Annotated in this window: 4 protein-coding genes and 1 pseudogene; 4 read left to right on the top strand and 1 reads right to left on the bottom strand. The window is 66.3% G+C overall.

Translation table 11 applies throughout. The annotated features are described in order from the left end of the window. The first annotated feature begins 240 nt into the window (after positions 1 to 240). Together ACLP9N_RS04725 and ACLP9N_RS04720 are read left to right on the top strand one after the other, a co-directional pair. A pseudogene (locus ACLP9N_RS04725) lies at positions 241 to 2,225 on the top strand (acyltransferase family protein). Between the two features lie 88 nt (positions 2,226 to 2,313). Further along, positions 2,314 to 3,414, top strand: coding sequence for an NAD-dependent epimerase/dehydratase family protein (locus ACLP9N_RS04720; RefSeq protein ID WP_442406304.1), 1,101 nt, complete (start codon positions 2,314 to 2,316; stop codon positions 3,412 to 3,414). Between the two features lie 44 nt (positions 3,415 to 3,458). Here ACLP9N_RS04720 and ACLP9N_RS04715 read toward each other — a convergent pair whose 3' ends face one another. Continuing rightward, positions 3,459 to 4,739, bottom strand: coding sequence for a glycosyltransferase (locus ACLP9N_RS04715; RefSeq protein WP_442406302.1), 1,281 nt, complete (start codon positions 4,737 to 4,739; stop codon positions 3,459 to 3,461). A gap of 376 nt (positions 4,740 to 5,115) precedes the next feature. Here ACLP9N_RS04715 and ACLP9N_RS04710 point away from each other — a divergent pair, with 376 nt between their 5' ends. Beyond that, positions 5,116 to 7,278, top strand: a complete 2,163-nt coding sequence (locus ACLP9N_RS04710; protein ID WP_442406303.1) for an SGNH hydrolase domain-containing protein — start codon at positions 5,116 to 5,118, stop codon at positions 7,276 to 7,278. 125 nt (positions 7,279 to 7,403) lie between these two features. Then, a partial coding sequence (locus tag ACLP9N_RS04705) for an acyltransferase family protein (protein WP_442406301.1) occupies positions 7,404 to 8,997 on the top strand: 1,594 nt, incomplete at its 3' end.

Raw genomic sequence — 8,997 nt, 5'->3', positions numbered from 1 at the left:
GCCCCACAATTCCGCGGACCTCTGCGTTGGCCGGAAAGTCATGGGCGAAGTCCGGGTTCCCACCTTAGATAGGACAACCTTCAGGCCGCCTTCTGTCGGCTCTTTGACAGCCCAAAGACCCAGAGGTTCCCGAGCCGACGACGACGACGTAATGATTCGCCAACATACCCAATGTGTTGGACAGGTGTGTGATACTTCTCCGACTCGGAGAACACGTCCTCGTCTCCCAGGTTGGTGACCATGCGCCACGCCGACAGCGTTAGCCCTATCGACAGCGTTAGCCCCATCGAAGGACGGCAGGGTCGGCGCTCGGTACAGTCGGGATTTCGCCCGGACATCGAAGGCTTGCGCGCTGTCGCCGTGGTGGCCGTTGTCCTCTTTCACGCTGGCCTGCCCGGCGTCGGTGGCGGGTTCGTCGGCGTGGACGTGTTCTTCGTCATCTCGGGCTTTTTGATCACCGGGCTGCTGTGGCGCGAGGTGAGCTCAGCCGGCACCGTGATGCTGAGCCGCTTCTACGGAGCCCGAGCTCGCAGGCTGCTGCCGGCATCGGCCGCGGTCGGCGTCGTCACCGCGATCGGCTCGGCTGCCCTTTTACCGCCGTTGCAGGCCCACAGCGTCCTTGTGGACGGCATCTACAGCGCTCTGTATGTCAGCAACAACCATTTCGCTCACGACGGCGTCGACTACTTCGCCCCCGCGCTACCCCCATCGCCGTTCCAGCACTATTGGTCGTTGGGCGTGGAGGAGCAGTTCTACCTGGTATGGCCGGCGTTGATCATCGGCACGACATGGCTCATCGGGCTTGTGCGCCGGCGCACCAAGGCCGATACCCCCTTCACGCAAACCCCGTATCTGGTGGTCCTGGCCCTGGTCGCAGCACTGTCGTTCGCGCTGTCGCTGGCCGCCACTTTCGTGGTGCCTGCCGTGGCGTTCTTTTCGCTACCCACCCGGGCCTGGCAGTTGGCCGCGGGCGGCCTCGTCGCCCTCACGGCCGGCCAGTGGCACCGACTCCCGCCACGAGCTGCCGCGATCGCGGGGTGGTGCTGCTCGCACCGCCACTGCTGGGCCACCCGCTGGGGCTCGCCGGCGGGCTGGCGACGGCGGTCATCTCCGGCGGACTGGCCGTGCTGACACTGCGTTTCATCGAGGATCCCTTGCGATTCGCCGCTCCGATACGCCGGTCTGCCCTGGGCAGTCTCGCGCTGGGCGGTGTCGCCACCGCGGTCGCGGTCTGTGTGGGCTAGGCGCTGATGGACTGGGTGCCTAACCCGGTCGGTCGCGGCGCGCCGGCTAAGCCGCTGACCATTACGGCGTCACCACCCCCCACGGGTTCCACCATCGACGCCTACGACGCGGCGGTGCACGACGCGTTCGCCCAAGTGCAGGTCGCGGTCGCGGCGTCCGCGGACCCGAAGGCCGTACCGTCGAACCTCGATCCCACACTTGCCCACGCGGCCGCCGAGTTCAGGGCCGTGTTCCTCGGCGGCTGCCTGCGCAATGTCGGGCAAGTCGGACAGCCTGAGTGCGCGACGGGCGATACCGCCTCAACGACGACGGTGGCGCTGCTCGGTGACTCGCATGCCACGATGTGGACTCCGGCGTTCCAGCAGATCGCCGAGCGACGGCACTGGCGGCTGGAGACCCTGGCCAAGGGGGCGTGTCCACCGATGAGCACGCCCATCACCAACTTCCTCGGTCACCTGGTGGAACGCTTTCAACGCTGCGAGCAATGGCGCGGCGAGATCATGGCCCGGTTGCGCGCAGAGCACCCACGGTTGGTCGTGGTGAGCATGTATCGCGGGTACGTCGGCGGCCAGGGCTACCTGCCCAAGTCATACGACCAGGCATGGTCCGACGGCCTGACCCGGCTCGTGCAGCAACTGCGCGGCACCGGCGCCACCGTGCTGGTGCTCGGACCGATCCCGCAGCCCCGCACAGTGGTGCCGATCTGCGTGTCCGACCACCTCGATGACGCGACGGCCTGCTCGCTGCCACGGTCGACGGCAGTGAACCAAGCCGGCATCGCGGCCGAGAGCGCCGCCACCGAAGCCGGTGGCGGACAATATGCCGACCTCACCGGGCTTTTCTGCACAACTGACCGCTGCCCGGTCATCGTCGGCCACACCCTGGTGTACTTCGACAGGAATCACCTCACGATCGAACACGCGGGGGCGCTTGCACCAGCAATGGGGGCGCTGGCCGACCGCACGCTCGCCCTAGGTTGACATTCTGCGGGATGTCGGCGACACGGTCACCATATGATCGACCCCGGACCGCACTCTGAACCGGAGGCCTCGTAATTTGTCAACATCCGTGCTCATCACTGGCGGGGCAGGATTCATTGGGTCAGCGCTTACACGCCGTCTCGTCACAGCCGGTTATGACGTCGCCGTGATGGACGTACTGCACCCGCAGGTGCACGGCGAACGTGCAGCGATCGACCTGCCGCCATCGGCGCGGTTGTTCACCGGTGATGTGACCCATGCCCCTGATTGGGATGCTGTGCTGCGGTTGTGCCGACCTTCGCAGATCGTCCACTTGGCGGCGGAGACGGGAACGGCGCAGTCGTTGTCGGAGGCGACGCGCCACGGTTCGGTGAACGTGGTGGGAACGACTCAACTTCTCGATGCCCTGAGCCGCTCAGCACACGTGCCCGACCAGCTCGTCGTCGCGTCGTCGAGGGCCGTCTACGGCGAGGGCGCCTGGCAGTGCGGCTCTGAGATCTTCTACCCGCAGCCTCGCAGCCACGCTCAGCTCCTGGCCGGTATCTGGGATCTGCAAGGGCCCACCGACGATCCTGCGGTGCCGCTGCCGAGCTCTGCTGGCCGGACGCAGCCCCGGCCCACCAACATCTACGCCGCGACCAAGCTCGCGCAAGAGCACATTCTGGCCGCCTGGACGGCCGCCCATGACACCAAGCTCAGTGTGCTGAGGCTGCAGAACGTCTACGGACCGGGCCAGTCGCTGACGAATTCGTACACGGGAATAGTCGCTCTCTTCGCACGCCTGGCGCGCCAGCAGCGTCCGTTGGAAGTCTATGAGGACGGCCGGATTCTGCGCGACTTCATCTATATCGACGATGTCGTCGAGGCGCTGTTCGCGGCGATCACGGAACCTGCAACTCCATCACGGTGCCTCGACATCGGATCGGGGATCCCGACAACCATCCACGAGCTGGCTCGCAAGATCGCCGTCATCTGCGATGCCCCCGAACCGATCGTCGTGGCGAAATTCCGCGACGGTGACGTACGGGCCGCGCGGTGCGACATCGAGCCGGCGGAGAAAGAACTCGACTGGCGTCCCAAGTGGGCGCTCGAGGACGGTCTGCGCGCCCTGCTCGACTGGATCGGCGGGCAGCCCGAATCGCCTGTCGTCCCGAGCGATCACACACCTATGACAGCTCTGCTGAAGTAGAACACGATGAATAGCCGTTAAGGGCGCCGCCCTGTCTTCGCCGCTCAGCCAACACGCCCCAAGCGGGCGAATTTCTCCAGAAGATCAGCGGCGGTCGCAACGCTATCGGCGGGTTTGGTCATCCGGGCGGCGAGCTCGCGGGCCCGGGTGAGGCATTGCGGGGCGAGGACGGTGCGAAGGTCCGCGACCAACGATTCCTCGGTGGTGGCCGAAAAACGTCGTCCGGTACCAACTTTCAGCCGTTTGACCCGTGCTCCCCAGAGGCCCTGATCGGGCAGCGTCCAGAGGATCAACGTTGGCAGTCCCGCACGCAGGCCCGCGTTCGTAGTGCCCGCGCCACCGTGGTGCACGAACGCGCGGCAGGCGGGCAGGGCCGCCGCGTAATTCATCACGCCCACCACTTTGACGTGCTCGGAGTGGGGGACGTTGCTGTAGTCGGACCCGGCGGCACACACCAACGCCCGCTCGCCTAGCTGCGCGCAGGCCGAGCTGATCATGGCGAGCGTGTCGGCAGCAGATTCGACGCCTACGCTGCCGAATCCGAAGCAGATCGGCGGCGTACCCGCGGCGATCCACGACGCGACTTCCTCGTCGGCATCCGTCGGCAACTCCATCGTCAGCGCGCCGACAAACGGCCTTCTGGGGGGCCGCTGCTCATTCCATTTCGCCCATTCGGCTGCCAGCCCGGGGTAGCACACCTCGTCGTAGGCCTGAATTTCCAGCGATCCGCGTTCGGTGATCCGACGCGGCCAGGGGCGTGTTGCCTCCGGAAGACCGAGTTCACGGCGCTGCGCGTCCTCGACCTTCTTCGGTCCGCGCCAAGCCACCCAGTCGAGCAACGTCATCGCGGAACGGGCCAAGGGCGCCGGCAGAAACGGTAGTAGCTGGCCGTTGGCTCGCAGCGGGAAGATATGCAGCGTCGCAAGCGGAATGTCGCAATGATCCGCGACGTTGACCGCGTCGTCCTCGAAATTCATGCCGGTGAGCAAAAGGTCGGCCCCGTTCGCCAGCGACGTCAGCGTCGCGCTGACCTCGGCCCGGCACTGGGTAAGTGGCTTTGAGTATTCGCCCGACAACCGGCTTAGCTCCCGGATCCTCCAGGGGTAGGCGAACAAACCGGTCCAGAAATCGCGGTGCGGGTCCAGGATGGCCTTCAAATCCGGCCCGTAGGCCACAGCCGTGGGCCCGGCCGCCTCGGCGAAGCTCACCATCTCGGGCGCGACGGCCATGTGCACGTCGTGCCCGCGGCGCACCAGCTCGCGGCCGACAGTAACGTAGGGCTCGACTTCGCCGCGAGTTCCCCAGTTTGCCAGCACAAATTTCATCGGCGAGGTTCCTTGCCTTTCACTTCCCGTGCGCGTTCTGCGGAATGGAAGCGGCAGCCCGCGTCCCCGCCTCAGCCGCCCAGCAGCATAACCCGGTACCCGCGCTATCGAACTGGAAGCCGGAAATTTTGGGCAAGCGGCCGACAACAGCGGACCGTCGCGGGAGAGCCCCTGGACTATCCTTCAGCCGCTGCGACGCCCGAATTTCGTCACCTGCGCATTTGTCCGCGGATTATTGGCGATCGCAACCGACGCCTTGTGTTCGTCGTAGGGCTGGCCGGTGTGCAGGTGGTGGTGAATTTGGGCGAGAAGTGTTGAACAGGTGTGTGATAATGCCTCGATTCGAAGAAGAGCCCTCTTGCCTAGGCAGGTGACCATGCGCCAGGCCGACAACGGCAGGACTTCCGTAGGACTGGAAAGCCGGCGCTCAGGACAGTCGGGATTTCGGCCGGACATCGAGGGCCTACGTGCCGTCGCGGTATTGGCCGTTGTCCTTTTCCATTTTGATATGCCCGGGTTTGGTGGCGGGTTCATCGGCGTCGACGTGTTCTTTGTCATTTCAGGCTTCCTCATCACCGGGCTGTTGTGGCGCGAGATGAGCACCGCTGGGAGCATCCGGCTGAGCCGGTTCTACGGGGCCCGAGCCCGCCGACTATTGCCGGCGTCGGCCACTGTCGGTGTGGTTATCGTGATCGCCTCGGCTGTCCTGTTATCCCCATTGGCGGCCCGGAGAATTATCGGTGACGGCATCGCCAGCGCGTTGTATGTGAGCAACTACCGGTTCGCTCTGCAAGGCATCGACTACTTCACTGACTCCGCCAATTCGCCGTCGCCGTTCCAGCACTACTGGTCTCTGGGCGTCGAGGAGCAATTCTATCTGGTGTGGCCTCCCTTGATCATTGGTACGGCGTGGCTCGTCCGGCGTGTGCGTCGGCGCACCGGCACGGATGCCGCGTCGTCAGCGGCCCCGTACCTGTTGGTCCTTGTCACGGTCGCGACGGTGTCGTTTGCGGTGTCGCTGGTAGCCACTCACCTGGTGCCTGCTGTGGCGTTCTTTTCGTTGCCTACCCGGGCTTGGGAGTTGGCCGTGGGCGGCTTGGTGGCCCTCACGGCCAACCAGTGGCGCCGACTTTCGCCGCTGCTCGCAGCGCTCGCAGGATGGGCAGGTCTGGGGGTGATCCTGCTGGCCTGCAACCGATTGGGCGCGGCGACGCCCTATCCGGGTAGTGCTGCGCTGTTGCCCGTGCTCAGCACGGCGCTGGTGATCGGCGCGGGCTGTGCCGCACCTGATCGCGGGGCCGGGCGCCTTCTGGCATTGCGGCCGATGCAAGCCGTCGGCCGGGTGTCGTACTCGTGGTATCTGTGGCACTGGCCGCTGGCGCTGCTGGCCAACATGCTGGGACCGATGTACAGCTTGGCTGGGTTCTTCATCTCTGGCGGGCTGGCCGCGCTCACACTGCGGCTGATCGAGAATCCCTTGCGATTCGCCGCGCCCCTGCGCCGGTCGGCCGCCCGCAGTCTCGCGCTTGGTGGTGTCGCCACCGCGGTCGCGGTCTGTGTGGGCGTGGCTGAGCTGGTTTTGGTGCCCGTCCCCGTCGGTCGCGGGCCGGCGGCTCGACCACTGGCCGTCATAGCTGCGCCTACGCCCACGGGCCGAAACGTCGACCCGTACGACGCGGCGGTGCAACACGCATTTGCTCAAGTGGAGGCCGCGGTCACCGCATCCGCCGACTTGGAGGCCGTTCCGTCGAACCTCGATCCCTCGCTGGCTAGCACGGCAGCCGACGCACCGCGCCCGGCCCGCTACGGCGGCTGCATGCGCAACTTGTTGGAAGTCGATCAGCCTGAGTGCGCGACGGGCGATACCGCCTCGCCGACCACGGTGGCCCTGGTCGGCGACTCGCATGCCGCGATGTGGAGCCCGTCGTTCCAGCAGGTGGCCGCGCAGCGGCGCTGGCGGCTAGAGGACCTGGACAAGGGTAGCTGCCCGGTGCTGGACCTACCCATCTTCAACCCGATCTTTCGCCGCGAGTACACCGAGTGCGAGCAGTGGCGCGATCAGGTCATCGCCCGTTTACAGACCGAACGCCCGCGCCTGGTGGTGCTAAGCATCCGGCGCTTCTACGACCACCAAAGCTTCACAGTGTACGACCCGGCGTGGATCGACAGCCTGACCCGCCTAGTGCAGCAGCTGCGCGGCACTGGTGCGCAGGTGCTGGTGCTCGGGCCGATCCCTTATACGCAGCACTTATCTATACCGGACTGCCTGTCCGGCCACCTCGATGACGTGACGACCTGCTCGCTGGCACGGTCGAAGGCGGTCAATGGACCCGGCATCGCGGCTGAATCCGCCGCCACCAAAGCCGGCGGTGGACGATACGCCGACCTCACCGCGCTGTTTTGCACCGCCGACCGCTGCCCAGCAATCGTGGGCAACACCCTGGTGTACGGTGACAATTCGCATCTGACCGTCGAATACTCTCGGCTGTTGGCGCCGGTAATGGGCGCGCTGGCCGATCGTGCGCTCGCCCAAGATTGAGATGCTGCGGATTGTGTTCGTCGCAGCGCTGGCCGGTGTGCAGGTAGTAGTGGATTTGGCCGAGAAGTGTTGAACGGGTGTGTGATAATGCCTCGATTCGAAGAAGCGCCCTCTTGCATAGGTAGGTGACCGTGCGCCAGGCCGACAGCGTTAGCCCAATCGAAGGGCTGGAGGGTCGGCGCTCGGCACAGTCGGGATTTCGGCCGGACATCGAGGGCCTGCGCGCTGTTGCGGTGGTGGCCGTTGTCCTCTTTCACGCTGAGGTACCCGGTGTGGGTGGCGGGTTCGTCGGCGTGGACGTGTTCTTCGTCATCTCGGGCTTCCTGATCACCGGGCTGCTCTGGCGCGAGGTGAGCACTACCGGCACCGTCGGGCTGCGCCGCTTCTACGGGGCGCGGGCCCGCCGACTGCTGCCGGCATCGGCTACGGTCGGCATCGTCACCATGATCGCCTCAGCGGTCCTGTTACCCGCGTTTCAGGCCCGGGCCGTCATGGATGACGGCATCTACTGCGCACTGTATGTCGGCAACTACTGGTTCATTAGGCGTGGCGTCATGTACTTCGGCCACCTGCCGCCGTCGCCGTTCCAGCACTACTGGTCTTTGGGCGTCGAGGAGCAGTTCTACCTGGTGTGGCCGCCCATGCTCATTGGCACGGCGTTGCTCATCCGGTGTGCGCGGCGGGCGCGGCGACGCGCCACTAACGCCCAGGTGCCCTCGTCGGAACGCCCGTATCTGGTGGTCCTAGCGCTGGTTGCGACCGTCTCGTTCGCGCTGTCGCTGGTGACCACCTACGTGTTGACTACTACGGCGTTCTTCTCGCTGCCCACGCGGGCCTGGCAGTTGGCCGCCGGCGGCCTGATCGCGCTCACGGCCGGCCAGTGGCGCCGACTACCGCCGCTAGCTGCGGCAGTCGCGGGGTGGGCCGGGCTGGGGGTGATCGTGCTGGCCTGCAACCAGTTGAGCGCAACCACTTTCTATCCGGGTAGCGCCGCGCTGTTGCCGGTGCTGGGTGCGGTGCTGGTGATCGGCGCCGGCTGTGCCGCACCTGCCCAGGGATGCGGCCGCGTCTTGGCAGTGTCGCCGATGCGCGCGATCGGGCGGGTGTCGTACTCGTGGTATCTGTGGCACTGGCCGGTGCTGGTGCTCGCACCGGCATTGCTGGGCCACCCTCTCGGGCTGGCCGGCAGGCTGGCAGCGGCCTTGGTCTCCGGCGGGCTGGCGGTGCTCACACTGCATTTCATCGAGAACCCGTTGCGATTCGCCGCTCCGATACGCCGCTCTCCCCTGGCCAGTCTCGCGCTCGGCGGTGCGGCCACCGCGGTCGCGGTCTGTGTGGGCGTGGCGCTACCCCAATGGATACCCGTCCCGGTCCCCCGCGGCCCGGCGGCTACGCCGCAGACCATCACCGCGACGCCTCCCCCCATGGGCGACAACATCGCTGCCTACGACGCGGCGGTGCAGCACGTGTTCGCCCAAGTGCAGGCCGCGGTCGCTGCATCCGCGGAGCTCAAAGCCGTACCATCGAACCTGAGCCCGCCGCTAGCCGACGGGACAGCCGACCCAAAGGCCTATGCGCCCAACAGCTGCTTTCGCTCGGCTTCCCAAGGTGGACAGCCTGAGTGCGCGACGGGCGATACCGCCTCGCCGACCACGGTGGCCCTGGTCGGCGACTCGCATGCCGCGATGTGGAATCCGGCGTTCCAGCAGATCGCCGAGC

The organism is Mycobacterium sp. (assembly GCF_052144515.1).
Classification (GTDB): Bacteria; Actinomycetota; Actinomycetes; order Mycobacteriales; family Mycobacteriaceae; genus Mycobacterium.
Note: the sequence above shows the minus strand (reverse complement) of the source record. Positions and strands in the feature narration are given on the sequence as shown.

Excerpts from the sequence above, each read along its gene's own strand:
- ACLP9N_RS04715 (WP_442406302.1), bottom strand. The coding sequence starts at position 4,739 with ATGAAATTTGTGCTGGCAAACTGGGGAACTCGCGGCGAAGTCGAGCCC.
- ACLP9N_RS04710 (WP_442406303.1), top strand. The coding sequence starts at position 5,116 with ATGCGCCAGGCCGACAACGGCAGGACTTCCGTAGGACTGGAAAGCCGG.